This is a genomic window from Spirillospora sp. NPDC029432 (assembly GCF_040703975.1).
Classification (GTDB): domain Bacteria; phylum Actinomycetota; class Actinomycetes; order Streptosporangiales; family Streptosporangiaceae; genus Spirillospora.
Genome location: NZ_JBEZWH010000095.1, coordinates 1 through 23,475 on the forward strand (window position 1 = coordinate 1; position 23,475 = coordinate 23,475).

Consider the following 23,475-nt stretch of genomic DNA (forward strand, 5'->3'; position numbering starts at 1 on the left):
GGGGTTCATCTCGCCGCACTCACTTTTCGGCGAGGAGCTTGGTGACGAGCGGGGAGAGCTTGGAGTACGTGGTGGCGCCGATGATCCGGGCGGCCACCCGGCCCTGCCGGTCCAGGACGAGCGTGGTCGGGATGGCGTTCGGCGGGACCTCGCGGAACGCGAGGGTGATCTGCCCGTCGGCGTCGAACAGGCTCGGGTACGACACCTTGAACTTGCGCTCGAACGCCTTGGCGTTCTCCTGGCCGTCCTTGAACGCGACGCCGAGGAACTGCGCGCCCTTGCCCTCGGTCTCCTTGTGGACCTGTTCGAGGGACGGCGCCTCGCCGCGGCAGGGGGCGCACCAGGACGCCCAGAAGTTCACGACGGTGATCTTGCCCTTGAAGTCGGCCAGCGCGACCTTCTTGCCGTCCAGGGTCGTCCCGGCGGCCTGGGGCGCGGCCTTGCGCTCGGCGGGCTTGATCTCCTGGACGTTGCCGTCGCCCGAGATGAAGCGGTTCTCGCTGCCGCCCGGCCCGTTCTGCGAGGCGTTCGTGCCCGCGCAGCCGGCGAGCAGCGCGCACGCGGCCAGGACGCCGGCCGCGGCGCGTACGCGGGTCACTCGGGGGCTCAAGGGGCTCTCCTACAGCGGTCCTGGTGCGGGACGGTGCGACGACGGAAGGGTGCTACTACAGGATGTAGTACTCAATCTAGTGGTCGGGTCAGGCGCCCGCGACACTGGGGCCTTTGGCGATGCCCGCGGCGGGCTCGCAGTACGACACCTCGACCAGCCGGGTGCCCTCGAACGCCAGGCTGGTCACGCTGGCCAGGGCGCATTCGCGCTTGATCGGATGGTGCCAGAGCCGGCGGTGCTCGGCGTGCAGCCGCAGGATCCAGATCGGCAGCTGGTGGCTGACGCAGACCGCCTCGCGGCCGCGCGCGGCCTCCCGGGCCCGGATCACCGCGGCCCGCATCCGGCCGGCGATCTCCTTGTACGGCTCGCCCCAGGACGGCCGGAACGGGTTCAGCAGGTAGCGCCAGTGCTCGGGGCGGCGCAGCGAACCCTTGCCGACGCCGAAGGTCATGCCCTCGAAGTGGTTGTCGGCCTCCAGCAGCCCGTCGTCCACCGTCACCGGCAGGTCGAACGTGTCGGCCATCGGCCGGGCCGTCTCCACGGCCCGCTGCATCGGCGAGGAGAAGAGCGCGGCCACGTCCCGGTCGCCGAACCAGCGGGCGGCCGCCTTGGCCATGAGGACCCCGTCCTCGCTCAGGCGGTAGCCCGGGAGCCGGCCGTACAGGACGCCCTCGGGATTGTGCACCTCACCGTGCCGCAGCAGGTGAACGATCGTCTTGTCAGTCATCGCGTCGTCAGGTTACCCGCGCCGTCCCGTCACCCTTCCCACGCGTGCCGGTCGAGGAAGGAGCGGTCATCGGTGGCGTACTCCTCGAAGGCGCGGCGGACGTCGGCGAGATCGGCCGTCCGTGTCCGGTAGAGGCGGCCGGCGGCGCTGTCCTTGTACTCCAGCTCGTACCCGCCGGGCTCCGGCGAAACCTGGACGAAATGGTGACCGAACAGGACCAGGGCGGCGAACGGGTTCCGCGGCGAGAGGCGTCCCAGCACGTCGCGGATCAGCCCGAGGTCGGGGTCGATCACCACCATGCCGTCGCCGGTGTGCAGCTGCGTCTCCGGGTGCGCGGTCCGGGGCGCGAGGTTGTGGACGAGCCCGCGGCCGGGGTCGTAGCAGACCAGCCCGTTCGCCTTGGCGAGCCCGTACACGAGGGTCGCGACCTCGTCGGCGCGGTCGGGGGCCATGGTCACGGCGGCGTACCGGGAGCCGCCGGTCTCCAGCCCGGTGTCCGGGGCGGCGGCGGCGAGATCGGCGGCGAACGCCGTGACGGCCGGGTGGGGCGGCAGCGCGGCGCGGTCCAGCGCCGCGGCCTCTTCCGCGGTGACCGGGCCCTGGGCGGGCCAGGCGACCAGCTCGAACGACATGCCTCCAGGATCCCAGACGGTCAGCCCGGGACCGCCACCGCGGCGACCGGTACGCCCCCGGCGGCGGGGGCCGCGGCGCGCAGGGCCTCGACGGCGGCGCGGACGGCCGGGCGGCGGGCGGTCTCCTCCCGCCACACGGCGTACACGTGCCGGCTCAGCGGCGCCCGCAGCCGCACGACGCCGACGCCGGGCGGGACGTCGCAGCGGCCCATCCGGGGCAGGATCACGTTGCCGAGCCCGGCGGCGGCCAGGGAGAGCTGGCTCGCGAACTCGTACGCCATGTGGTCGATCCTCGGCTCGGCGTCGACCGAGCGCAGCGTGCGCAGCAGCCAGTGGCAGCAGATGCTGTCGGGCGAGGAGCTGATCCACGGGTCGCCCGCCAGCTCCTTGAGGTCGACCTCGTCCCGGCCGGCCAGCGGATGCCCGGCGGGCAGCGCGACATCGGCGACGTCGTCGCAGATCAGCCCCTTCTGGAGGCCCTCGGGGAGCGGCAGCGGCTCGTTGTTCCAGTCCTGGACGACCGCCATGTCGAGATCGCCGCGGGCGACCAGCGGCATGCTCTGCATGGGGTCCTCCTCGCGGACCATGACCGCCAGCCCGGGATGCTCGGCGCGCAGCCGGCGCAGCGTGGCGGGCATCAGCCCGCGGACGGCGGTGGGGAACGCCGCCACCGACAGCCGCCCGACGACCGCGCCGCGGTGCGCCTCCAGGTCGGCCTGGGCCTGCTCGACCAGCGACAGGATGCGGGCGGCGTGCTCGACCAGCAGCTCCGCGGCGTCGGTGAGCCGCACGCCGCGCCCGTTGCGCTCCAGCAGCTTCTGCCCGGTCTCCCGCTCCAGCTTGGCCAGCTGCTGGGAGACGGCCGAGGTCGTCACGTGGAGCACGTCGGCGGCGGCGCTCACCGAACCGTAGGTCGCCACGGAGTGCAGGGCCCGCAGCCGTTCGAGATCCAGCATGTAAGCAACTCTAAAGCGTGAACCGAAGTAGTTCTAGCTTGTCCTAAACCGAGCTTGTGACGAGCATTCGGGGCTGCGGGTGCCGGGGCCCGGGCCGGGGGCCCGGGCCCTCGCGGCGTTGGAGGTGGTCAGGCGGTGCTGATCGATTGGGCGGCGGCTCGGGCGGCGTGCGGGAGCGCTTCGGTGACGCGCTCCAGGGCCGCGTCGTCGTGGGCGGCCGACAGGAACCAGACCTCGTACGCCGACGGCGGCAGGTAGACGCCGCGTTCCAGGGCGGCGTGGAAGAACGCGGCGTACGCCTTGCCGTCCTGGCGCTGCGCGGCCTCGAAGTCGCCGACCGGCTCGTCGGTGAAGAAGATCGAGAACAGGTTGCCGGCGGTCTGCAGGCGGTGCGGGACGCCCTCCTTCTCCAGCGCCTCGGACGCCGCCTTGGCGACCAGCGCGGCGGCGCGGTCGATCGCCGCGTACACCTCGGGCGTGGCGTTGCGCAGGGTGGCCAGCCCGGCGGCGGTGGCCAGCGGGTTACCGGACAGGGTGCCGGCCTGGTAGACCGGGCCCGCCGGGGCCAGCCGGTCCATGATGTCGGCGCGGCCGCCGAACGCGGCTGCGGGCAGCCCGCCGCCCATCACCTTGCCGAACGTCATCAGGTCGCCGGCCACGCCCTCGATGCCGTACCAGCCGGCGGCCGAGGCGCGGAAGCCGGTGAGCACCTCGTCAATGATCAGCAGCGCGCCGCTGCGCTCGCACAGGGACTTGAGGAGCCGGTTGAAGTTCGGGACCGGCGGGACGACGCCCATGTTGCACGGCACCGCCTCGGTGATCACGCAGGCGATCTCGTGGCCGTACTCGGCGAACGCGGCCTCGGCGGCGGCGACGTCGTTGTACGGCAGGACGACCGTGTCGGCGGTCGTGGCGCCGGTCACGCCGGGCGTGTCGGGCAGCGCGAGGGTGGCGACGCCGGAGCCGGCGGCGGCCAGCAGCGCGTCCACGTGGCCGTGGTAGCAGCCGGCGAACTTCACGATCTTGGAGCGGCCGGTGAAGCCGCGGGCCAGCCGGATCGCCGACATCGTCGCCTCGGTGCCGGAGTTGACCAGCCGGACCTTCTCGACCGGGGCGCGGGCGGTGATCTCCTCGGCCAGCTCGACCTCGCCGGGCGTCGGCGCGCCGTACGAGGTGCCCTTGGCGGCGGCGCTCTGGACGGCCTCGACCACGGCCGGGTGCGCGTGCCCGAGGATCATCGGGCCCCACGAGCAGATCAGGTCGACGAACTCGTTGCCGTCGGCGTCGGTGAGGTACGGGCCGCGCCCGGCGGTCATGAACGGCGGCGTGCCGCCCACCGCGCGGAAGGCGCGCACCGGCGAGTTCACCCCGCCTGGAACGACCCGATTCGCCCTATCGAACAGCTGCTGGGAGACTTCGAATTCGGTCACCCGCCCAGTCTGACAGTTGCAGTTTGGCGACTGCCCTTGACCACGGCGCTAAGCGGCCGATATTCCACCAAGTACACAAAACCACGGCGCCGCCAGGGCGCCGCACCGCTGACGTCCGCACTCGTAGTTTCCGGCGCCGGCCGTATCGGAGGGATGGCTCGCAACGTGGTTGACGGCTGGACGGTCCCGGGATTCACCCACGTCCAGGAACTGGACGGCGGTACCGGCGGCCGGGTCATGCTCGCCCTCGACGACCTCACCCAGACCAAGGTCGCGATCAAGTACCTCGATCCGCGCCTGGACGGGGACGAGGCGTACCTGTCGAGGCTGCGCGGGTTCGCCCGCAGCCTCTCGCAGCTCGAAGACCCCAACGTGGTCGACTTCTACGAGCTCGTGGAGTCGCCCGAGGGCACCGCGATCGTGATGGAACGCGTCGACGGCTTCGGCCTGCGGCGCCTGATCGCCACCCAGGGGTCCACCGGGCCGCTGGCGGCGCTCGCGGTCCTCAGCGGCACCCTGCTCGGGCTGGCGGCCGCGCACTCCAAGGGCGTCGTGCACGGCGCGCTGCGTCCCTCGGAGATCCTGCTCGACGACGACGGCAACTGCCGCCTCACCGACTTCGGGCTCGCCCCGGCGGGCACCGAGGCGCAGGCGGCGCCCGCGTACGCCGCGCCCGAGCTGTGGGGCGGCGGCGCCCCGCCGAGCGTCGGCACCGACCTGTACGCCGCCATCGCGATCTTCTACGAGTGCCTCACCGGGACGCAGCCGTACACCGGCCGCAACCAGGCGGCGATCGGGAAGGCGCACCGGGAGGCCCCGGTCCCGGTCGAGGCGATCCCCGGCCCGCTGCGCGGCCTGATCACCTCGGGTCTGGCCAAGGACCCGGCCGACCGGCCCGCCTCGGCCGCCGACCTCCTCGGCGCCGTCGAGGACGCCGCGGTCGACGCGTACGGGCCGTCCTGGCTCGCGCAGGGCCGCGGCCGGCTGATCGAACTGACCGCCGACACCGCCCAGAAGCCCGAGCCGGCGCGTCCCAAGGCGCCCAAGGGCCGCCCGCCCGCCGCCAAGACCGCGGCCCCGTCCGGCACGGGCGGCGGCGGCAAGGGCAAGGTCCTCGCCGCCGCGCTGGCCGTCCTGGTCGTCGCGGGCGGCGTGACGGGCGGCGTGCTGTTCCTCGGCGGCGACGGCGACCCCGCCCCGCCCGAGCCGGCCAACCGGGGGACGCCGTCGCCCGCCGTACCGGCCGCGCAGGCCGACCCCGCCGCCGCCGCGCTCGCGCAGCGCGTCTCGCAGGCCACCGCGCAGGTCCCGGGGGCCTCGTTCAACTACAAGCAGACGGGCTGCTGCGGCGGGCAGGCGAACGTGCGGGGCATGTTCGTGCAGGTGCCGAACGGCTCGCCCTCGTACAACATGACGCTCTCCGGGTCGGGCAACACCCGCCGCTCGGCCAAGACCCTCCTGGTGGGGGACGTCCTGTACGTGCGGGCGGGCAAGAAGTGGCAGCAGGCCCCCATCGGCGGGCAGACCGCCGGCTACCCGGGCCTGGCCGCGCGCACCCGGTGGGCCAGCGGTGTCGCCACCGTCACCGCGCTGCTCCAGGCGAGCGACTCGTTCAGCAAGGACGAGAAGCAGGTCTACTGGGGCACCGCCCCGATCGACCGGCTGGCGCAGGTCCCGTCGGTCGGAGCGCTGTACGCCGAGCTCGGCCGGACCACCGGCGCCCAGCGGGTGAAGTTCGCCCTCAAGATCGACCGGACGGGCCGGCCGGCGCACCTGTGGTTCCGCGCCGAGGGGCCGGACAAGAAGCGCGCGCAGGTCGTCTCGACCACGTACACGGGCTGGGGCCGCAAGGCGCCCATCACCGCCCCCGACACCACGCGCTGACCGGAACGCGGCGAGCCCCCGGGGGTCCCCGGGGGCTCGTTCATGTCACTGTGCGGCCTCACAACTGTCGGAGAGGACCTCCAGGAGCCGGAGCGGGTCAGGGAGCGGGCGGCCGTCCGGCGGGCGGATCCAGGCCACCTCACGGCCGTACGGGAGCACCGAGGGCGGGGCCAGTACGTAGCTGTCCCGGCAGTGCCACCGCATCCCGGGCGTCTCGGTGACCGTCTCGGGCGAGCAGTCGAGGTGGCAGGACCACCACTCGTCCTCGTCGACGGGCGCGCCGCGGGTCGCGACGAAGAACAGGTGGCGCTCGCCGCCGACGGACGCGACCGGCCCGACGGGCAGCCCCTCGCGGTCGATCCGCGCCAGCGCCGCCCCGCCCGCCGCCGCGGGCACGTCGAACACGTCGAAGACCCGCCCGGTCGGCAGGATGATGTTGGCGTCGGGCCGCTTGGCCCACCACCGGTCGATCACCTCGCGGTCGACGGTGGCGTGCAGCGCCCACGCGCCCGAAAGCGGATGCGCGGCGGGGTCGGGGCAGCCGACCCGGTCGCACGAGCACACCCGGTCACCGCCCGCGGTCGGATGCGCGCCCGGCGCGCACGGCCACCCGTACTCCGCGTAGGCGCGGGCGGCCGCGGCCATCCGGTCCCGGGCCGCGCGCTGCCGTTTGTTCCCCGAGACCGCCAGCATCCTCGCCCCCCAGTCGGTGTACGCCGAGGCCCGTACCGCCCTCGGCCGCTCCTAGACACGATGATGCCGGTGCCCCCGAAGCCGGGGCACGGCACCCCCCGATATCACCCTAAGTGACTAGGCCGCTATGGCGCTCGATCAAGATCATCTCGGCGCGGCGCCGAGTACGGCGCGGGTCAGCCGCGCAGGGCGCGGGCGACCTCGGTCGCCCAGTAGGTGAGGACGATGTCGGCGCCGGCGCGGCGGATCGCGGTCAGCGACTCCATGATCGTGCGGTCGCGGTCCAGCCAGCCCTGTGCGGCCGCCGCCTCGATCATCGCGTACTCGCCGCTGACCTGGTACGCCGCCACCGGCACGTCCACTGAGTCGCGCACCCGGCGGACGATGTCGAGGTACGGGCCGGCCGGCTTGACCATGACCATGTCCGCGCCCTCGTCCAGGTCCAGGAGCACCTCGCGCAGCGCCTCGTCGGCGTTCGCCGGGTCCTGCTGGTGGGTGGACCGGTCGCCGAACTGCGGCGCGCACTCGGCGGCGTCGCGGAACGGGCCGTAGTACGCCGAGGAGTACTTCGCCGAGTAGGCCAGGATCGCCACGTCGGAGTGGCCGGACTCGTCCAGCGCGGTACGGATCGCGGCGACCTGGCCGTCCATCATCCCGCTCGGCGCCACCACGGCCACGCCCGCCTCGGCCTGCGCGACGGCGATCGACGCGTACCGCTCCAGCGTCAGATCGTTGTCGATCTCGCCGCCCTCGGTGAGGACGCCGCAGTGGCCGTGGTCGGTGAACTCGTCCAGGCACAGGTCCGTCATGACCACCGCGGCGTCGCCGAGGTCGGCGGTGAGGTCGCGGACGGCGGTCTGCACCACGCCGTCCGGGGCGTCGGCGGCCGAGCCGGCGGCGTCCTTCACCGCCGGGATCCCGAACAGGATGATCCCGCCGACCCCGGCCTCCACCGCGTCGTGCGCGGCCTTGCGCAGGCTGTCGCGGGTGTGCTGGTACACGCCCGGCATCGAGCCGATCGGGCTGGGCTCGCCGATGCCCTCCTTGACGAACATCGGCAGGATCAGGTCGGCCGGGGCCAGCCGGGTCTCGGCGACCAGGCGGCGCAGCGCGGGCGTGCGCCGCAGCCGCCGGGGCCGCACGACGGGGAACTGAGCGGACATCGTCTCTCTTTCGGTGCTGCTACTTGCGCCGGCGTGCTCCACGGCGCATCTGGCTGGGCTTGCGGAGCGGGTCGCCCGCCTCGATCTGGGCCGCCCTCCGCTTCGCACCGTACTCCGCGAGGGCCTCGGCCAGTTCGGAAACCGACGGCTTCTCGGCCATCACGTCCACGCGCAGGCCGTACTCCTCGGCGGTCCGCGCGGTCTGCGGCCCGATGCAGGCGATCACCGTGACGTTGTGCGGCTTGCCGGCGATCCCGATCAGGTTCTTGACCGTGGACGAGGAGGTGAACAGCACCGCGTCGAACCCGCCGCCCTTGATCGCCTCGCGGATCGGGGCGGGCGGCGGCGCGGCCCGCACGGTGCGGTACGCGGTGACGTCCTCGCACTCCCAGCCCAGCTGGGTCAGCCCGGCGATGAGCGTGTCGGTGGCGATGTCGGCGCGCGGCAGCAGCACCCGGTTGATCGGGTCGAGGTCCTCGTCGTACGGCGGCCACACCTCGACCAGGCCCTCGCCGGACTGCTGCCCGGTCGGCATCAGGTCGGGCTGGACGCCGAACTCCACCAGCGCCTTCGCGGTCTGCTCGCCGACGGCGGCGACCTTGAGGCCGGCGAACGCCCGCGCGTCCAGGCCGTAGTCGGAGAACTTCTCGCGGATGGCCTTCACGGCGTTCGTGGAGGTGAACACCACCCACTCGAACCGGCCGGTGACCAGGCCCTTGACGGCGCGTTCCATCTGCTGCGGGGTGCGCGGCGGCTCGACCGAGATCGTCGGGACCTCGTCGGGTACGGCGCCGTACGAGCGCAGCTGGTCCGAGAGCGACGCGGCCTGCTCCTTGGTGCGCGGGACCAGCACCCGCCAGCCGAACAGCGGCTTGGTCTCGAACCACGACAGCCGGTCCTGCCAGGACACCACGTCCCCCACGACGATCAGCGCCGGCGCCTCCATGCCCTTGCTGTCGGCGGCCAGCCGGTTGAGCGTGGAGACGACGGTCTCCTGCTCGGTGGTGGTGCCGAGGGTGGTCATGGCGGCGGGCGTGCTGTCGGGGCGGCCGACGGCCATCAGGCCCTTGGCGACCTCGGCCACCGCGTTCTCCGCGCCGGTGATCACGAGCGTGGCGTCGGGCGAGGAGAACCGCTCCCAGTCGACCCCGCCGTCGCCGGCGTCGATGATCCGGACCTCGCGGTGCCTGGAGTCGGTCAGCGGGATGCCCGCGTACCCCGGCACGCCGGTCACCGCGGACACGCCCGGAACGATCTCGAACGGGATGCCCGCCTTGTCGAGCGCGCCGCCCTCGCCGGCCAGGTCGCAGATCAGCCCGGGGTCGCCCTGGAAGAGGCGCACGACGTTCTTGCCCGACTTCGCCGCCCGGACGGTCAGCTTGCCCGGGTCGCCGCCGGCCGAGTCGACGATCTCCACGTCCGGCCGGCAGTGCGTGAGGATCTCCGCCGGGCAGTACTCGCGGTTCACCACCACGACGTCGGCGCGGCCGAGCGCGCCGGCGGCGCGCAGCGTGAGCAGGCCGGGGTCGCCCGGGCCCATGCCGACGAGCGCGACCGAGCCGATGCCCGGCGCCGGCCGGACGCTCCTGCGGTCGATCGCCGGTTCGGTCTTCTGGTCGGCCCGTGCCTGGCCCGACTGGGTCGGCCTGGCCTGCTTAGCGGGGCTCAATCTCGCTCCCCCATCAACTGGTCGGCCCCCCGGTCGAACAGGTCGGCCGCGAGCCCGCGCCCGATCCGCTCGGCCTCGTCGGGGTGGCCGCTTGCGGACAGCCGGATCTGCCGGCTCCCGTCGACGGCGGCGACGGTGGCCGTAAGATGCAGCTTTCGTTCACCCATCTGTTCTGCTTCGGCAGCGTATGCTCCCACAGGCGCGGAGCATCCCGCCTCCAGCACCGCCAGCACCGTGCGCTCGGCGGTGACCGCGGCGCGGGTCGCCGCGTCGTCGAGGGTGCCCAGCAGCTCGATCAGGTCGGGCCGGTCGGCGCGGCACTCCACGGCCAGCGAGCCCTGGCCCGGCGCCGGCAGCATCTGGTCGGTCTCCAGGATCTCCGCGACGTCGCCGGTACGGCCGATGCGGACGAGCCCGGCGTTCGCGAGCACGACCGCGTCCAGCTCCCCGTCACTGATCTTGCGCAGCCGGGTCTCGGCGTTCCCGCGGATCGGCACCACGTCCAGGTCCGGGCGCAGCGCCTTCAGCTGCGCGACCCGGCGCGGCGAGCCGGTGCCCACCCGCGCGCCGCGCGGCAGGTCGGCCAGCTTGGCCGGGCCGCACAGGGCGTCGCGCGGGTCGTCGCGCAGCGGCGTCGCGGCCAGCACGATCCCCTCCGCGGGACCGGTCGGCAGGTCCTTCAGCGAGTGCACGGCGAAGTCCACGTCCCCGGCGAGCAGCCGGTCGCGCAGGGCGCTGACGAAGACGCCGGTGCCCCCCATCTGGGCGAGGTGGGCCTTGGAGACATCACCCTCGGTCGTTACCCCGACCAGCTCCACGGCATGCCCCGTACGCCGGGTCAACGCGTCGGCGACCAGCTGCGACTGCGTCGTCGCCATCAGGCTCTTGCGCGTCCCCAGCTTCAGTGCGGTCACGGCTCAGGCTCCTCTGCTCTCCCCCGCGCGGCCTTCGTCCGGCGCCATATCGGCGTGGGCCACGGCCGCGGGGGCCTTCGGGTCCAGGTCGAAGAGCTCGCGCAGCGCGTCGGCGTACGCGTCGCCGCCCGGCGCCGACGCCAGCTCCTTGACCCGGACGGTCGGCGCGTGCAGCAGCTTGTCCACCACGCGCCGTACGGTCTGGGTGATCTCCTTGCGGGCCCGGTCGTCCAGCTCGGGCAGCCGGCCGGCCAGCCGCGCCAGCTCGGCGTCCACGACCTCGGCGGCCTTGCTGCGCAGCGCGACGACGGTCGGCGCCACGGCCGCGGCCCGCGCCGCGCCGAGGAACACCGCGACCTCGTCGCCCACGATCCGGCGGACGGCCTCGATCGCCTCCGGCCCGATCGCCTCGGCGGCCTCCTGCGCGGTCCGCAGGTCGTCCAGCCCGGCGAGCGCGGCGCCGGGCAGGTCGCGCACGCCCGGGTCGATGTCGTGCGGCAGCGCCAGGTCGAGGTAGAAGCGGCGCCTCCCGTCCGTCCCGATCCCCCGCGCCTCCAGCTGCGGAACGGTCAGCACCCGCCCCGCGCCCGTGCAGGAGACGACCAGGTCCGCGCCCGCGAGCTCGGCGTCCAGGTCGGACAGCTCGATCGCGCGCGCGGGCGCCTCGGCGGACTCGGCGAGCCGTACCGCGCGCTCGTACGTGCGGTTGGCGACCACGATCTCCCTGGCCCCGGCCCGGCCCAGCGTGGCGACGGCCAGGCCGCTCATCGCGCCGGCGCCGACGACCAGCGCGGTGACACGTTCCAGCGGGCCGAGGTGCGCGGCGGCGATGTCCAGGCCCACGCTGACCAGCGACGCGCCGGCCTTGTCGATCCCGGTCTCGTGGTGCGCGCGCTTGCCGACCCGCAGCGCCTGCTGGAGGACGTCGTTCAGCTCGCGGCCGAGCGTGCCGTTCTCCTGCGCCAGCCGGAACGCCTGCCGCAGCTGGCCGAGGATCTGCCCCTCGCCGACCACCATCGAGTCGAGCCCGCACGCCACCGCGAACGCGTGCTGGACGGCCCGGTCCTCGTAGTGCACGTACAGGTTCCGGGAGAGGTCGTCCAGCGACAGCCCCGAGTGCCGCGCCAGCAGCTCGGAGATCGCCGAGACGCCGCCGTGGAACTTGTCGACCACCGCGTAGACCTCGACCCGGTTGCAGGTCGAGACGATCGCGGCCTCACCGACATGGGCGCTGTCGTGCACCTCGTGCAGCAGCTTGACCAGGTCGTCCCCGGTGATCGCCGCCTGTTCGAGCATGGCCACCGGGGCGCTCCGATGGCTGAGCCCCACCACCAAGACACTCATCGCGCGCAATCCCGTCCGCTCTGCCTCTGCCGCCTCGGGCTCATGCCGTGTTTCCCGCTCGCCTCCAGCACGCCGAGAAGGCGCCGCCTTCCCTCGTCGCTCTGGTCGCTGCGCTCCCGCCGCTCCTCAGTCCAGGCGACGCCGCGTGCTTCCGACTCGCTCATGCCTCTACCGCCTCCACGTACTGCTCCGGGCCCTGCGTCCCGCCGTCCGGCAGTGGTACGTGCTCGCCCGGCCCACCGGCCTTGCGCTGCTCGTGGAAAGCGAGGATCTGCAGCTCGATGGACAGATCGACTTTACGCACATCGACGCCGTCCGGCACGGAGAGGACCACCGGGGCGAAGTTCAGGACGCTCGTCACCCCGGCCGCGACGACCCGGTCGCACACGCCCTGCGCGGCGCCGGCCGGCGTGGCGATCACGGCGATGGACACGCCGCGCTCCGCGATGAGGTCCTCGAGCCGGTCGATGTGCTCCACGGTCTTCCCGGCGATCTCCTGCCCGACGATGGCGTCGTCGGCGTCCAGCAGCCCGGCCACCCGGAAGCCGCGGGACGCGAAGCCGCCGTAGCCGGCCAGTGCCCGGCCCAGGTTACCCAGCCCGATGATGGCGACCACCCAGTCCTGGGTGAGTCCCAGCTCACGCGAGATCTGGTAGACGAGGTACTCCACCTCGTACCCGACCCCGCGGGTGCCGTACGAGCCCAGATGCGACAGGTCCTTGCGGAGCTTCGCGGAGTTGACCCCCGCGGCCGCGGCGAGCTCCTCCGACGAGACGGTCGCCACACCGCGCTCCTGCAGGCTGTGCAGAGCGCGCAGGTAGACGGGCAGGCGCGCGACCGTGGCCTCGGGGATGCCACGTTCGGCGCGGTCGCGATTGCGGTTCTGGCGAGGTGTCACGGCCTGCTCTTCGGGGCTCGACGCTGGGGGCGGGGCCCGGGCCCCTGGCCCGGGCGCGACCGTGGCCGGGCCTCGACGGCCACGGTCAGGGCAGCCCCAGGGCTGTCCCTCAGGTTAAGCCTTTGTGAATACGCGCACAAAGTCGCCCCCGTCCCAACGGTTCCGGCCGTTCCGCGGGAAGGCGCGGAAAAGCGCGGCCTGTCAGGCCCTCCGGGCTTCCCACCTGCGGAACCGGTGTGATGGACGGAACATTCCGCCGTCCTAGGAACCGGCCCGCAATTCCGCGACGGCGGCGCGCAGGCGCGCCTCGTCCACCCGCCAGAAGTCGTGCTGGACCCCGTTGATCAGAGTGACCGGGATCTGCTCCCAGTACTTCCGGGTGTCCTCCTCCGAGAGCGTGATGTCGCGCTCCTCCCACCGCACGCCGAGGTCGGCGGCGACCTTCTCGATCACCGCCCGGGCGTCCTCGCACAGGTGGCAGCCGGGCTTGCCGTACATCGTGATCAGGACGTCCACGCCGCTCACCTCAGCGGGGGCGCCGGCGCCGGCGGCGCGCCGCGGCCGGGACGCAGCGGAGGCAGCTTCGCCGCGCCGAGCTTGAGGTCGATGACGTTCGTGGTGAGCACGTGCGTGCGCGACTCGGCCGCGAACCGGCGCAGGTGCGCCTGGCGCTCGTGCGCCGCGAACGCCGCCTGGTCGCGGAACAGCCGGTAGAAGATCCGCTGGGTGGGCGCGTTCTCCACCTCGTGGCAGGTGAAGACCAGCGTGTCCGGCTCGGCGGCGCGGGCCGCCCGCACCAGCTCCTCGGCCAGCCGGTCGAACGCCTCCTCGCGGCCGTCCAGCAGCGTGTAGACGGTGATCTGGCCGCGGGCGGCGGCCAGCTCGCCCGCGCCCGGCGGGCCCGCCACCGCGCCGTCCGGGAGCGCGTTGCGGACGTCGTCCATGACGGTCGCCGCCGCCGGAGACTCGGGAACGCCCTGCTCCTCCATCGCGGCCGGGTCGGGGAAGCGCAGCTCCTCGCGCCTGCGGCCGCGGGCCTGGCGCGGCGGCGCCGGACGGGGCTCGGGCGGGCGCGGCGCGGCGTAGCCCTGCTCCTCGTAGCCGGTCGCGGGCTCGTCGCCGTACCCGTCGTCGTAGTCCTCGTCCTCGTCGTACACGGGGATCGTGCGCATCGCCCCGTACCAGACGAGCCCGGCCGCGCCGCCGAGCGCGATCGCCGACAGCGAGCCCGGCAGGAACCCGCGGGTGCCGCTCACCGCCAGCACGCCCGCCAGCGCCACCAGCGCGAGCGGGATCAGCAGCTCGGCCGCCTCCCGGTCCTGCCTGCTCGCGAGCACGGCCGTCACCGCCAGGCACGCGACCAGCGCGATCACGGCGATCACGTGCGCGCCGTCGATCAGCAGCAGCGGCAGCGCGTCGTACGTCTGCCGCGGGTTGGGCAGCTTCTTGGTGAACGAGCCCTTCACCGGATCGACGAGGATGATCACCACCGCGACGACCGTGTACGAGATCGCGAACAGCCAGGCGCCGAAGCGCACCTGGACGTACCGCGCGATCAGCTCGATCACGCCCAGTGCCAGCCAGACCGGCGCGAGCAGCGCCGCGCCCAGCTGGACCACGCGGAACATCGGCCCGCCGAAGCCGAGCAGGAAGCCCAGCAGCATGGAGATCAGCGCCAGCGACAGCCCGACCTGCGTGGTGGACCACGCGATCAGGTACAGCAGCCGGTCCTTGTTGGCGCGCATGACGAGCAGCCCGGTGGCCACTAAGGCACCCAGGGTCGCCGGCAGCGCGAGAAGAGCATCGACCATCGCGACCCCATGGTGCCCGATGCGGGGCCGCGACGGGTAACCGCCTCGGGACAAGACACCGGCAAGGCACCCCTGTGGCCCGGGAAGTCCGTCTCTGGGAACGGATACAGAAGGCGTTCTTTGCGTTCCCGGCACCATTGCCGGTGTCGCCTTCAGTACCTACAGTGGCATTTCACGTCGGAGGTCGCGTACGCCCCGAGGAGAACTGCATGAGCAGCCTGACCCTCGATGTCCGGACGGCCGAGCCTCCGTTCAGGGACCTCGCGCTGCGGGCGCGCGCCGGCGACGCCGAGGCGTTCGGCCTCCTCTACGACCACTACGTCGACCTCGTCTACCGGTACGTCTACTTCCGGGTCGGGTCGCATCCCCTCGCCGAGGACCTCACCAGCGAGACGTTCCTGCGGGCGCTGCGCCGGATGCCGTCCTACAACTGGCAGGGCAAGGACTTCGGGGCCTGGCTGGTGACGATCGCCCGGAACCTGGTCGCCGACCACTTCAAGTCCGCCCGCTACCGGCTGGAGGTCTGCACCGCCGAACTCCTGGAGCCGGCCCGCACGCAGGAGGGGCCGGAGGAGACGGTCCTGACCGCGATGACCAACCGGACGCTGCTGGAGGCCGTCCGCCGCCTAGGCTCCGACCAGCAGGAGTGCGTCGTCCTGCGCTTCCTGCACGGCCTGTCGGTCGCCGAGACCGCCCTGATCATGGGCCGGAAGAGCGGCGCGATCAAGGCGCTGCAGTACCGGGCCGTACGCTCCCTGGCCCGGATGCTCCCGGACGATCGAATATGAGAATCTCACTCCGGCGACCGTAACCGGGGCGGCCACTCCTCGTTTTGCGGGGCGAGACCTTATTCGCATGGGGGGCTGCCGTGGGAACGAGGCGGATCAGGGCCGCGCGCACGTCGCTGGAGCGACTCCGGCCACCGGGACCGAAACCCGACCCCGCGTTCCGCGCGGGCCTGCGTGAACGGCTGGTGGCCGCCGCCTCCGTCCGCAGTGAGGACTCTCGCAATTCCCCGCGAAGAAGGAGCCGCACCGACCCCGTTGACTAGGCTCTGCGGCATGCGTCGATTCTGGCAGCGCGACCGCAGCGAAGATCACAAGAAGTCCGGCGAGGTGGCCGCCGCGGCCGCCGCCGCCCCGAGCCCGCTGCCCGAACCGGACCCGACCGCCGCCGCCTTCTTCGACGTCGACAACACGATGATGCGCGGCGCGTCGATCTACTACTTCGCCCGCGGGCTGGCCTCGCGGAAGCTGTTCACGATGCGCGACCTGGCGATGTTCGCGTGGGGGCAGGCGTCGTTCCGCTTCAAGGGCGCCGAGAACGCCGAGCACATCCACACCGCGCGCGAGGCCGCGCTGGCGTTCGTCGCCGGGCAGAAGGTCGACGACCTCGTCCGGCTCAGCGAGGAGATCTACGACGAGGTGATGGCCGACCGCATCTGGCACGGCACCCGTTCCCTCGCGCTCCAGCACCTGGACGCCGGCCAGCAGGTGTGGCTCGTCACCGCGACCCCCATCGAGGTGGCCCGGACGATCGCCCGCCGGCTCGGCCTCACCGGCGCCCTCGGCACCGTCGCCGAGACCCGCGACGGCGTCTACACCGGCCGCCTGGTCGGCAACCTGCTGCACGGCCCGGCCAAGTCCGAGGCGGTACGGGCGCTGGCCCAGCGGGAGGGCCTCGACCTGTCGCGCTGCTCCGCGTACAGCGACTCGGTCAACGACCTGCCCATGCTCACCGCCGTCGGCAACCCGCACGCCGTCAACCCCGACGCCGCCCTGCGCGCCCACGCGAAGGAGCACGGCTGGCCCGTCCACGACTTCCGTACGGGCCGCAAGGTCACGATGGTCGCCCTCCCCGCCGCCGCGGGCGCCGGTGCCCTGGCCGGCGGCGTCGCCGCGGGAATCGCCCTCCGCAAGCACTACCGCTCGTAGGGCAGCGGACCTGCGCATCGGCGCTTGACCTGGGCATCCACCGGGTACGCCCGGCGGATGTACCCACGTCGACGCACACCCGTGGGGTACGGGGGGATGCTCATGTCCGAGAACGGCCGGCAGGAGAAGCAGGAGGAGACCGACGTCCTGCTCGACGTCCCGGTGCTCAAGGTCGACGAGATCACCCTGGAGGTCGAGAACCTCCAGGCCAAGGTGTCGCTCCAGGCGGAGGTCCTCGACCTGCTCAGGCTCAACGTGGGCGCGGACGTCGTCCTCGGCCGCGTCGACCTGACGATCAAGGGCGTGGAGGCCCAGGCCCTGCTCAAGGTCAGGCTCGACAACGTGGCCGCCATCATCGAGCGCGTCCTGGAGACCATCGACCAGAACCCCGAGATCATCCGCGACATCACCCGAGGCGCGGGCACGGCCCTGCACGACATAGGCGCCGGCGCAGGCCGAGGCGTCGAGCACATAGGCCACGGCACAGGCCGCGCGGTCGGCGACATAGGCGTCGGGGCAGGCCGCGCCGTAGGCGACATCGGCGCCGGAGCCGGACAAGGCGTCGGCAACCTGGGCGCCGGCGCAGGCCAGGGCATCGCCGACGTCGGCGCCGGAGCGGGCCGCGGCATCGGCGACATAGGCGCCGGAGCAGGACAGGGCGTCGGCGACATCGGCGCCGGTACAGGTCGAGGCGTGGGCAATGTCGGCGCCGGAGCAGGACAGGGCGCGAGCGATATCGGCGCTGGCGCAGGCCGCGGAGTCGGCGATGTCGGCACCGGTACGGGCCGCGCCGTGGACGACATAGGCGCCGTGGCAGCCCAAGGCGTGGGCGACGTCGGCGCCGGGGCAGGCCAGGGTGTCGGCGACATTGATGCCGGTACGGGCCGTGCCGTAGGCGACGTCGGCGCGGGAGCGGGCCGCGGCGTGGGCGACGTCGGCCCCGGAGCAGGCCAGGGCGTGGGCGACGTTGGCCCCGGAGCAAGACAAGGCGTGAGCGACGTTGGCCCCAGAGCGGGCCGCAGGGTCGGCGACAGCGGCCAAGGTGCGGGACGAGGCGCCGGCGACTTCGGCGGTGACACCGGTCGTGCGGGCGGCGATGAGGGTGTCGGGGCAGGTCGTGGCGCTCGCGACATTGGTGCCGGTACGGGGCGCGCGGTCGGCGGTGGCTTGGCCGGGGAGGCGGTGGGTGCGGCCGGTCGTCCGAGCGGCGAGTCGGCCCGCGGCGTCGTGGGTGACTCGGGCATGGCGGCCCGTGAGGGCCGTGACGGCGCTGGTGAGGCGCCGCGCACTGCACGCGGCACCGGCGGCCCGGGGGTGCCCCCGCGCGGGGTGGAGCAGCGTCCGGGCGCGGCGGGCCGCGCAGGCGAGGAGGCGGCAGGTGCCGCAGGCAGGGCGTCCGGCGCTGAAGGCCGGCGGGACGCCGATGAGGGCGACGGCGGGGCTCCGGGGCGGGGCGATGACATGAGCGCGGCCGAGGCCGCGGCCCTGCTGGGGCGCAAGTCGCTGCGTGCCGGACGGGACGGCGTGGACGCCGTCGGGAGGCTCCTCAAGCGGATGACGAAGGAGTGACCCGCGCATGGTGAAGCCGGAACGCCCCGAGCGCCCGGACGTGGAGATCACCGCGACGGTACGGGCCGAGGAGCTGGTCTTCCATGAGGTCCCGGACGTGGACGTCACCCACAGGGCCGAGCCTGAAGGCGAATCCGCGTCCGGCAGTACCCGTACGAACCTGCCTGACCAGGTCGAGCCGGGCACCGTCTATCGCGATGTCCACATCGACTTCCGGGTGGCCGCCAAGCTCCGCGCCCCTGACTGACGGGCGTTGACATCAACCTAACTTGACCTTGCACGCTTCGATCATGAAGAGATTCGAGATCGGCGTCATCCTGCCCGGCATCGCCGTCCAGCGGCAGCAAGGGATCGACCTGCGGGAGGCCGCGCGGCACGTCGAGGACGCCGGCCTGGACGGCGTGTGGCACGGCGATCATCTGGCGGTCGGCGGGCCGGTGCTGGAGTCGTCCATCGCGCTGGCCACGGCCGCCGCGGCGACGTCGCGGGTCAGGATCGGCACGAGCGTGTACATTCCCGCGATCCGGCCGGCGGTCTGGGCCGCCAAGCAGATCGCGACCCTCCAGTACGTGTCGGGCGAACGCCTCGTCCTGGGTGTGGGTTCGGGCGGTGGCCCGGAGCAGTGGGCGGCGGCCGGAGTCCCGTACAAGGAGCGCGGTGCCCGTACGGACACGGCCCTTGCACTGCTGCCCCGCCTCCTGGCGGGCGAGAGCGTCCGCCTCCCGGACGAGCCCGGTGAGCCGTCGGTCGAGCTGGCGCCGGCCACGGTGATGCCGCCGGTCTGGGTCGGCAACGCGTCCCCCGTCGCGATCCGCCGGGCCGCGCGGCTGGGCGACGGCTGGTTCCCGTCCCTGATCTCGCCGCGCGAGGTCGCCGAGGGCCGGACCCGGCTCGCCGGGCTGGCCGCCGAGCACGGCCGTCCCGCGCCCGTGATCGCGATCGGCGGCGCGGCTGCGCTCGGCACGGGGCCGGACGTCCCGTCCCGGGAAGACATCGCGGCGGGCATCAGCGGCGCCTACGGCCGTCCGCTGGACGAGGTCCTCGACATCCCGCTGACCGGGCGTCCGGAGGAGGCCGCCGGGAAGCTGGCCGCGTACCGCGACGCCGGGGCCGAGCACGCGATCATCGGCCTCTCGGGCGGCGACTGGCGAACCCAGGTCGACCTGCTCGCCGAGGCCCGGAGCCTCCTGCTCACCTGACGGGACAGGCCCAGGCCCGACGAAAAGGGATCGCGCCGCGCCCGCCCCCTGCCGGATCATGGCATCTCCCCACCTGCCAGAGTCGTGACATGCTGCGCCACCACGAGATCGCCGAAGCCGGCCATCGCATCCTCAACCCGTTCACCGAGGAGAAACTGCTGCTCCTCGGCCAGGTGAGCCGGATCGGCTCCGGCACCCGAATCCTTGACCTGGCCTGCGGAAAGGGCGAGATGCTGTGCCGCTGGGCCGCCGAGTACGGATCGTCCGGCCACGGCGTGGACCTGAGCGAGGTGTTCCTGGCCGCCGCACGGGAGCGCGCGGCCGAACTGGACGTCGCCGGCCGGGTCACGTTCGAGCGGGGCGACGCCGGCTCGTACCGCGCCCCGGAACGGTACGAGGCGGTCGCCTGCCTGGGTGCGACCTGGATCGGCGGCGGCCTGGCCGGAACGATCGGCCTCATGCGGGACGCCCTCGTTCCCGGCGGCCTGCTCCTGATCGGCGAACCGTACTGGATCGAGGAGCCGCCGCAGGAGGCGTACGAGGCGTTCGGCTTCTCCCCCGGCGACTTCGCGTCCCTCCACGGCACGCTGGAACGCTTCGAGGCCGCCGGGCTCGAACTGGTGGAGATGGTCCTGGCCGACCCCGACAGCTGGGACCGCTATGTCGCCTCCCAGTGGTGGACGATCCGCGAATGGCTCAAGGCCAACCCGGACGACCCGGAAGCCCCCGCCATGCGCGACTTCGCCGCGAGATCGCGCAGCTCGTACCTCGCGTACAACCGCCGCTACCTGGGCTGGGGCGTCTTCGCCCTCCGCCCGGCATGATCCGCCGGAATTCTCTGGACGCCGACCGAGCCTGGCCGCTGCGTAGCGGTCAGGCTCGGTCGCGGTTCGGGAGGGTCCCTGCGTCACCGCTTCAGGGTGGGCAGGGTGATGGCATCGGCCATGGCCTGGTAGCCGGCGGGGCTGGGGTGGATGTGGTCGCCCATGTGCAGGGGTTCGGGGATGCGGCCGGTGCCGGTGGGGTCGAGTGCCCGGTCGAAGTCGGCGACGGCGTCGTACTCACCGCTGGTACGGATCCAGTGGTTGACCTGCAGGCGGATCCGCTCGCCGGCGGCGGACCAGCCGGCCGAATCGCGGTACGGGGTGAGCGTGCCGCCGATGATCTCGACGTTGCGGGCGTGGGCAAGGCGGATCAGGGCGCGGTAGCCGTCGATCAGCCGCTGCGCGGTGACCGGCGGGTCTTCGCGGTCGACGCCGCACATCCGGTCATCGCGCAGCTGGATGTCGTTGATGCCGATCAGGACGATCGCGGCGCCGAGGCGGGGCTGGTCGAGGACGTCGCGGGCGAACCGGGAGATCCCGGCGTCGCCGCCGCAGGCCGAGTCGGTCAGGAGCTTGTTGGAACCGATGCCGGCGTTCAGGACCGGATGGGGACGGCCGGCGGCGAGCAGGCGCCGGGCCAGCGCGTCGGGGTAGCGGTCGTCGCCGTCGACGGTCGCGCCGAACCCGTCGGTGATCGAGTCGCCGAACGCGGCGACGGCGCGGGGCCGCGGGCGCCCGCCGGAGGTCTCGACGCCCTCCAGGTAGTACCAGGACCCGAAACCGGGCTCGATCCTGTCGGTGTAGGCGGTGGCGGCCGGGTCGCGGTGGTGGTCGCCGGTGGCGCGGTACGTGGTGGTCATCGACAGCTGGTGGTAGGTGGCCGGTCCGGTGGCGCCACGGAAGTACAGCGTGATCGTGAGTCGTTCGCGGGGCTCGGTGGGCAGGGCGACCGGGTCGCTGACGGCCCGTCCCCGCGCGGGGACGGTGGTGGACGGGGAGCCGTCGAAGCGCAGCGGACGGATCGTGCCCGGCCGGACGGCCGCGCCGGTGGCGGTGCGGCCGACGCTGGCGGCGGTGAGGCGCAGGGGCGTGGTGCCGTGGGCGTTGGACAGCCGGATGCGGATCTTGGCTCCGCCGGCGTTGACGCGGACGATCTGCCGGACCGACTGGTCGGTGAAGCCCTGCTCGGCCCAGGTGCCGAACCAGGGTGCCCCGGACGGCTTCATGGCCGCCGCCGTCCAGGCGCCGTTCCAGGTGGTACGGGTATCGGCGGCGGCGGGCGTCGCCACGGTCAGGGAGGCGGCGGTGGCGACAGCGGCGGCGGCCGTGAGCGCGGGCTTACGGGAGGTCATGGTGGCTCCTACTTGTGGTGGTGGGGACGGGCCGCGAGGTCTCGGCGGCCGGGTCCGTGACGAGGGCGGCGGCCGTGAGCATGAGCTGGGGAGGCCGTCAACGCTCCCCTCTTGCGGTGGGTCAGGCCGCGAGGGTCTGGTCCGTAGCGGTGTCGGAGACGGGGGCCGCGTTGCGGCGGGGGACGAACGCTGCGGCGAGTAGGGCGGCGGCCAAGGCGATTCCGGCGGCGGCGAGCATGCCCGCGCGGTAGCCGTCGGTAAGGGCCGCGGTCATGACGCGTTCGCCGTCGGCGAGGGCGCCGGCGGTGCGGGCGGTGGAGATCGCGACCACGGCGGCCAGGCCGATCGAGCCACCGACCTGCTGGGCGGTGTTGAACAGCCCGGAGGCGAGGCCCGCCTGTTCGGGGCTGGCGGCGGAGGTCGCGCCGACCGTGGTGGTGACGAACGCCAGCCCGGCGCCGACACCGATGACCAGGGTGGGGCCGAGGACGTCGGTGAGGAAGCCGCCGTCCGGGGACATGCGGGAGAACCAGGCCAGTCCGGCCGCGGTGACCGCCAGTCCCGCCGCCATCGCCGTCCGCAGGCCGAGCCGGGCGATGAGGGAGCCCGCCGCGCCGGCGGTGACGGCGATGGCCAGCGCCAGCGGCAGTTGCGCCAGCCCGGCCCGGACGGGGCCGAACCCGAGCACCTGCTGCATGTAGAAGGTCAGGTAGAAGAACAGCGGGGCCATCGCCATCAACGTGAGCACCGCGGCCAGGTTGGAACCGCGCAGAACGGGCCGCCGGAAGATCTGGAGGGGGACCAGCGGGTGCGCGGTGCGCGCCTCGATGAGGAAGAACAGCCCGATCAGCGCCAGGGCGAGCGCGCCCAGGCCGAGGGTGTTCGGCGACGTCCAGCCGGCGCCGTCGGCCTCGACCAGGGTGTAGACGAGCAGCGCCAGCCCGCCGGTCGCGGTCAGCGCTCCGGGCAGGTCGAACCCGCGGGCGGTACGGTCGGACGCCTCCGGCAGCAGCCGCGGGGCCAGCGCGATCGCGGCCAGCCCGATCGGGACGTTGACGTACAGGGTGGCCTGCCAGCCCAGCCACTGGGTCAGCATGCCGCCCAGGATCGATCCCGCCGCGCCGCCGGCACCGGCGACCGCGCCGAACACGCCCATCGCCTTGTTGCGTTCGGGGCCCGCCGGGAAGATCGTCATGATCAGCGAGAGGGCGGCCGGGGACACCAGGGCCGCGCCGACGCCCTGGGCGGCGCGGGCGGCCACCAGCGTCGCGGGGCCGGCCGCCAGGCTCCCGGCCAGGGAGGCGGCCGTGAACAGCGCCATCCCGAGGACGAACATCCGGCGGCGGCCCACCAGGTCGGCGGCGCGGCCGCCGAGCAGCAGGAGGCCGCCGAAGGTGAGGGTGTAGGCGTTGGCGACCCAGGACAGGTCGTCGGGGGCGAACTTCAGGTCGGCGCCGATCGACGGCATCGCCACTCCGACGATCGAGGCGTCCAGCACCAGGACGAACTGGGTGGCGGCGAGCAGCGCGAGCGCGAACCCCCGCCTGGAGGCATACGTCATGACCGTTTTCTTTCGGTGAGGGGACCCGCCAGATCCGGAATCCGTTCGGGCGCGGGCGTGGTCACGCGCATCGATTCCGGGCGGGAAACAGAGTGTGGGGAATTCAGAAAAGAGAGGGGCCGTGGCGGGGTCCCGGGACGGGGATTCGGGGAGGGGTCCGTCCCGGGACCCGGCATTTGGGGAAAAGGTTCGCGGGGGTTACTCGGCGGTGGCCGTGCGCCACTGCTCGGACGGCGAGACGCCCGGGAGCGGCCGGCCGATGAGGGCCAGCGGGATGAAGAAGTTGACCTGCCCGATCACCATGG

At 73.3% G+C, this 23,475-nt stretch carries 22 protein-coding genes; 7 read left to right on the top strand and 15 right to left on the bottom strand.

Annotated elements, in window-relative coordinates; genetic code table 11:
* Positions 1 to 19 precede the first annotated feature (19 nt).
* From AB0881_RS38605 to hemL, 5 genes are all read right to left on the bottom strand, one after another.
* Complete coding sequence (locus AB0881_RS38605; protein WP_366625433.1) at positions 20 to 610, bottom strand: TlpA disulfide reductase family protein; 591 nt, start codon at positions 608 to 610, stop codon at positions 20 to 22.
* Between the two features lie 88 nt (positions 611 to 698).
* Positions 699 to 1,337, bottom strand: a complete 639-nt coding sequence (locus AB0881_RS38610; RefSeq protein ID WP_366625434.1) for a histidine phosphatase family protein — start codon at positions 1,335 to 1,337, stop codon at positions 699 to 701.
* Positions 1,338 to 1,366: 29 nt separating this feature from the next.
* Complete coding sequence (locus AB0881_RS38615) at positions 1,367 to 1,969, bottom strand: hypothetical protein (RefSeq protein WP_366625436.1); 603 nt, start codon at positions 1,967 to 1,969, stop codon at positions 1,367 to 1,369.
* Positions 1,970 to 1,989: 20 nt separating this feature from the next.
* Positions 1,990 to 2,925, bottom strand: coding sequence for a LysR substrate-binding domain-containing protein (locus tag AB0881_RS38620; protein WP_366625438.1), 936 nt, complete (start codon positions 2,923 to 2,925; stop codon positions 1,990 to 1,992).
* A gap of 128 nt (positions 2,926 to 3,053) precedes the next feature.
* Positions 3,054 to 4,355 (bottom strand): glutamate-1-semialdehyde 2,1-aminomutase, encoded by a 1,302-nt coding sequence (gene hemL, locus AB0881_RS38625; RefSeq protein WP_366625440.1) that lies wholly within the window; start codon positions 4,353 to 4,355, stop codon positions 3,054 to 3,056.
* A 153-nt stretch (positions 4,356 to 4,508) separates the two neighbouring features.
* Here hemL and AB0881_RS38630 point away from each other — a divergent pair, with 153 nt between their 5' ends.
* Positions 4,509 to 6,239, top strand: a complete 1,731-nt coding sequence (locus tag AB0881_RS38630) for a serine/threonine-protein kinase (protein WP_366625442.1) — start codon at positions 4,509 to 4,511, stop codon at positions 6,237 to 6,239.
* Positions 6,240 to 6,284: 45 nt separating this feature from the next.
* Here the strand turns inward: AB0881_RS38630 and AB0881_RS38635 are convergent, their stop codons facing one another.
* From AB0881_RS38635 to AB0881_RS38670, 8 genes are all read right to left on the bottom strand, one after another.
* Positions 6,285 to 6,932, bottom strand: a complete 648-nt coding sequence (locus AB0881_RS38635; RefSeq protein WP_366625444.1) for a bifunctional DNA primase/polymerase — start codon at positions 6,930 to 6,932, stop codon at positions 6,285 to 6,287.
* A gap of 176 nt (positions 6,933 to 7,108) precedes the next feature.
* Positions 7,109 to 8,095 carry a porphobilinogen synthase gene (gene hemB / locus AB0881_RS38640; RefSeq protein WP_366625446.1) on the bottom strand — a complete coding sequence of 329 codons (987 nt, stop codon included), beginning with the start codon at positions 8,093 to 8,095 and terminating at the stop codon, positions 7,109 to 7,111.
* 19 nt (positions 8,096 to 8,114) lie between these two features.
* Positions 8,115 to 9,692 (bottom strand): uroporphyrinogen-III synthase, encoded by a 1,578-nt coding sequence (locus AB0881_RS38645; RefSeq protein ID WP_366625472.1) that lies wholly within the window; start codon positions 9,690 to 9,692, stop codon positions 8,115 to 8,117.
* Positions 9,693 to 9,760: 68 nt separating this feature from the next.
* Complete coding sequence (hemC, locus tag AB0881_RS38650) at positions 9,761 to 10,678, bottom strand: hydroxymethylbilane synthase (protein ID WP_366625448.1); 918 nt, start codon at positions 10,676 to 10,678, stop codon at positions 9,761 to 9,763.
* A 3-nt stretch (positions 10,679 to 10,681) separates the two neighbouring features.
* On the bottom strand, positions 10,682 to 12,022 hold the full coding sequence (locus AB0881_RS38655; RefSeq protein ID WP_366625450.1) for a glutamyl-tRNA reductase: 1,341 nt from the start codon (positions 12,020 to 12,022) through the stop codon (positions 10,682 to 10,684).
* A gap of 160 nt (positions 12,023 to 12,182) precedes the next feature.
* Positions 12,183 to 12,920: a redox-sensing transcriptional repressor Rex gene (locus tag AB0881_RS38660; protein WP_366625452.1), complete on the bottom strand. Its 738-nt coding sequence runs from the start codon at positions 12,918 to 12,920 to the stop codon at positions 12,183 to 12,185.
* A gap of 261 nt (positions 12,921 to 13,181) precedes the next feature.
* Positions 13,182 to 13,418 carry a glutaredoxin family protein gene (locus tag AB0881_RS38665; RefSeq protein ID WP_366625474.1) on the bottom strand — a complete coding sequence of 79 codons (237 nt, stop codon included), beginning with the start codon at positions 13,416 to 13,418 and terminating at the stop codon, positions 13,182 to 13,184.
* Positions 13,419 to 13,441: 23 nt separating this feature from the next.
* Positions 13,442 to 14,731 (bottom strand): antibiotic biosynthesis monooxygenase, encoded by a 1,290-nt coding sequence (locus tag AB0881_RS38670; protein WP_366625454.1) that lies wholly within the window; start codon positions 14,729 to 14,731, stop codon positions 13,442 to 13,444.
* 209 nt (positions 14,732 to 14,940) lie between these two features.
* Here AB0881_RS38670 and AB0881_RS38675 point away from each other — a divergent pair, with 209 nt between their 5' ends.
* The 6 genes from AB0881_RS38675 to AB0881_RS38700 all read left to right on the top strand — a co-directional run bounded on the left by AB0881_RS38675 (position 14,941) and on the right by AB0881_RS38700 (position 20,257).
* Positions 14,941 to 15,519, top strand: coding sequence for an ECF subfamily RNA polymerase sigma factor, BldN family (locus tag AB0881_RS38675; RefSeq protein ID WP_366625456.1), 579 nt, complete (start codon positions 14,941 to 14,943; stop codon positions 15,517 to 15,519).
* A 273-nt stretch (positions 15,520 to 15,792) separates the two neighbouring features.
* Entirely contained in the window at positions 15,793 to 16,665 is an 873-nt protein-coding gene (locus AB0881_RS38680) for an HAD-IB family hydrolase (protein WP_366625458.1), read from the top strand.
* Between the two features lie 102 nt (positions 16,666 to 16,767).
* Entirely contained in the window at positions 16,768 to 18,234 is a 1,467-nt protein-coding gene (locus tag AB0881_RS38685) for a hypothetical protein (protein ID WP_366625460.1), read from the top strand.
* A gap of 7 nt (positions 18,235 to 18,241) precedes the next feature.
* Positions 18,242 to 18,481 carry a hypothetical protein gene (locus tag AB0881_RS38690; protein WP_366625462.1) on the top strand — a complete coding sequence of 80 codons (240 nt, stop codon included), beginning with the start codon at positions 18,242 to 18,244 and terminating at the stop codon, positions 18,479 to 18,481.
* 43 nt (positions 18,482 to 18,524) lie between these two features.
* A complete protein-coding gene (locus tag AB0881_RS38695; protein WP_366625464.1) occupies positions 18,525 to 19,433 on the top strand; it encodes an LLM class flavin-dependent oxidoreductase in 909 nt (302 codons plus the stop codon).
* Positions 19,434 to 19,522: 89 nt separating this feature from the next.
* A complete protein-coding gene (locus AB0881_RS38700; protein WP_366625466.1) occupies positions 19,523 to 20,257 on the top strand; it encodes a methyltransferase domain-containing protein in 735 nt (244 codons plus the stop codon).
* Positions 20,258 to 20,340: 83 nt separating this feature from the next.
* Here the strand turns inward: AB0881_RS38700 and AB0881_RS38705 are convergent, their stop codons facing one another.
* Together AB0881_RS38705 and AB0881_RS38710 are read right to left on the bottom strand one after the other, a co-directional pair.
* Complete coding sequence (locus AB0881_RS38705) at positions 20,341 to 21,609, bottom strand: SGNH/GDSL hydrolase family protein (RefSeq protein ID WP_366625468.1); 1,269 nt, start codon at positions 21,607 to 21,609, stop codon at positions 20,341 to 20,343.
* Positions 21,610 to 21,730: 121 nt separating this feature from the next.
* On the bottom strand, positions 21,731 to 23,170 hold the full coding sequence (locus tag AB0881_RS38710; protein WP_366625470.1) for an MFS transporter: 1,440 nt from the start codon (positions 23,168 to 23,170) through the stop codon (positions 21,731 to 21,733).
* Positions 23,171 to 23,475 lie beyond the last annotated feature (305 nt).

Coding starts and splice junctions, on each gene's coding strand:
- AB0881_RS38610 (WP_366625434.1), bottom strand. CDS start 1,337: ATGACTGACAAGACGATCGTTCACCTGCTGCGGCACGGTGAGGTGCAC.
- AB0881_RS38615 (WP_366625436.1), bottom strand. CDS start 1,969: ATGTCGTTCGAGCTGGTCGCCTGGCCCGCCCAGGGCCCGGTCACCGCG.
- AB0881_RS38620 (WP_366625438.1), bottom strand. CDS start 2,925: ATGCTGGATCTCGAACGGCTGCGGGCCCTGCACTCCGTGGCGACCTAC.
- AB0881_RS38630 (WP_366625442.1), top strand. CDS start 4,509: ATGGCTCGCAACGTGGTTGACGGCTGGACGGTCCCGGGATTCACCCAC.
- AB0881_RS38635 (WP_366625444.1), bottom strand. CDS start 6,932: ATGCTGGCGGTCTCGGGGAACAAACGGCAGCGCGCGGCCCGGGACCGG.
- hemB (WP_366625446.1), bottom strand. CDS start 8,095: ATGTCCGCTCAGTTCCCCGTCGTGCGGCCCCGGCGGCTGCGGCGCACG.
- AB0881_RS38655 (WP_366625450.1), bottom strand. CDS start 12,022: ATGAGTGTCTTGGTGGTGGGGCTCAGCCATCGGAGCGCCCCGGTGGCC.
- AB0881_RS38665 (WP_366625474.1), bottom strand. CDS start 13,418: ATGTACGGCAAGCCCGGCTGCCACCTGTGCGAGGACGCCCGGGCGGTG.
- AB0881_RS38670 (WP_366625454.1), bottom strand. CDS start 14,731: ATGGTCGATGCTCTTCTCGCGCTGCCGGCGACCCTGGGTGCCTTAGTG.
- AB0881_RS38675 (WP_366625456.1), top strand. CDS start 14,941: ATGAGCAGCCTGACCCTCGATGTCCGGACGGCCGAGCCTCCGTTCAGG.
- AB0881_RS38680 (WP_366625458.1), top strand. CDS start 15,793: ATGCGTCGATTCTGGCAGCGCGACCGCAGCGAAGATCACAAGAAGTCC.
- AB0881_RS38685 (WP_366625460.1), top strand. CDS start 16,768: ATGTCCGAGAACGGCCGGCAGGAGAAGCAGGAGGAGACCGACGTCCTG.
- AB0881_RS38690 (WP_366625462.1), top strand. CDS start 18,242: ATGGTGAAGCCGGAACGCCCCGAGCGCCCGGACGTGGAGATCACCGCG.
- AB0881_RS38695 (WP_366625464.1), top strand. CDS start 18,525: ATGAAGAGATTCGAGATCGGCGTCATCCTGCCCGGCATCGCCGTCCAG.
- AB0881_RS38700 (WP_366625466.1), top strand. CDS start 19,523: ATGCTGCGCCACCACGAGATCGCCGAAGCCGGCCATCGCATCCTCAAC.
- AB0881_RS38705 (WP_366625468.1), bottom strand. CDS start 21,609: ATGACCTCCCGTAAGCCCGCGCTCACGGCCGCCGCCGCTGTCGCCACC.
- AB0881_RS38710 (WP_366625470.1), bottom strand. CDS start 23,170: ATGACGTATGCCTCCAGGCGGGGGTTCGCGCTCGCGCTGCTCGCCGCC.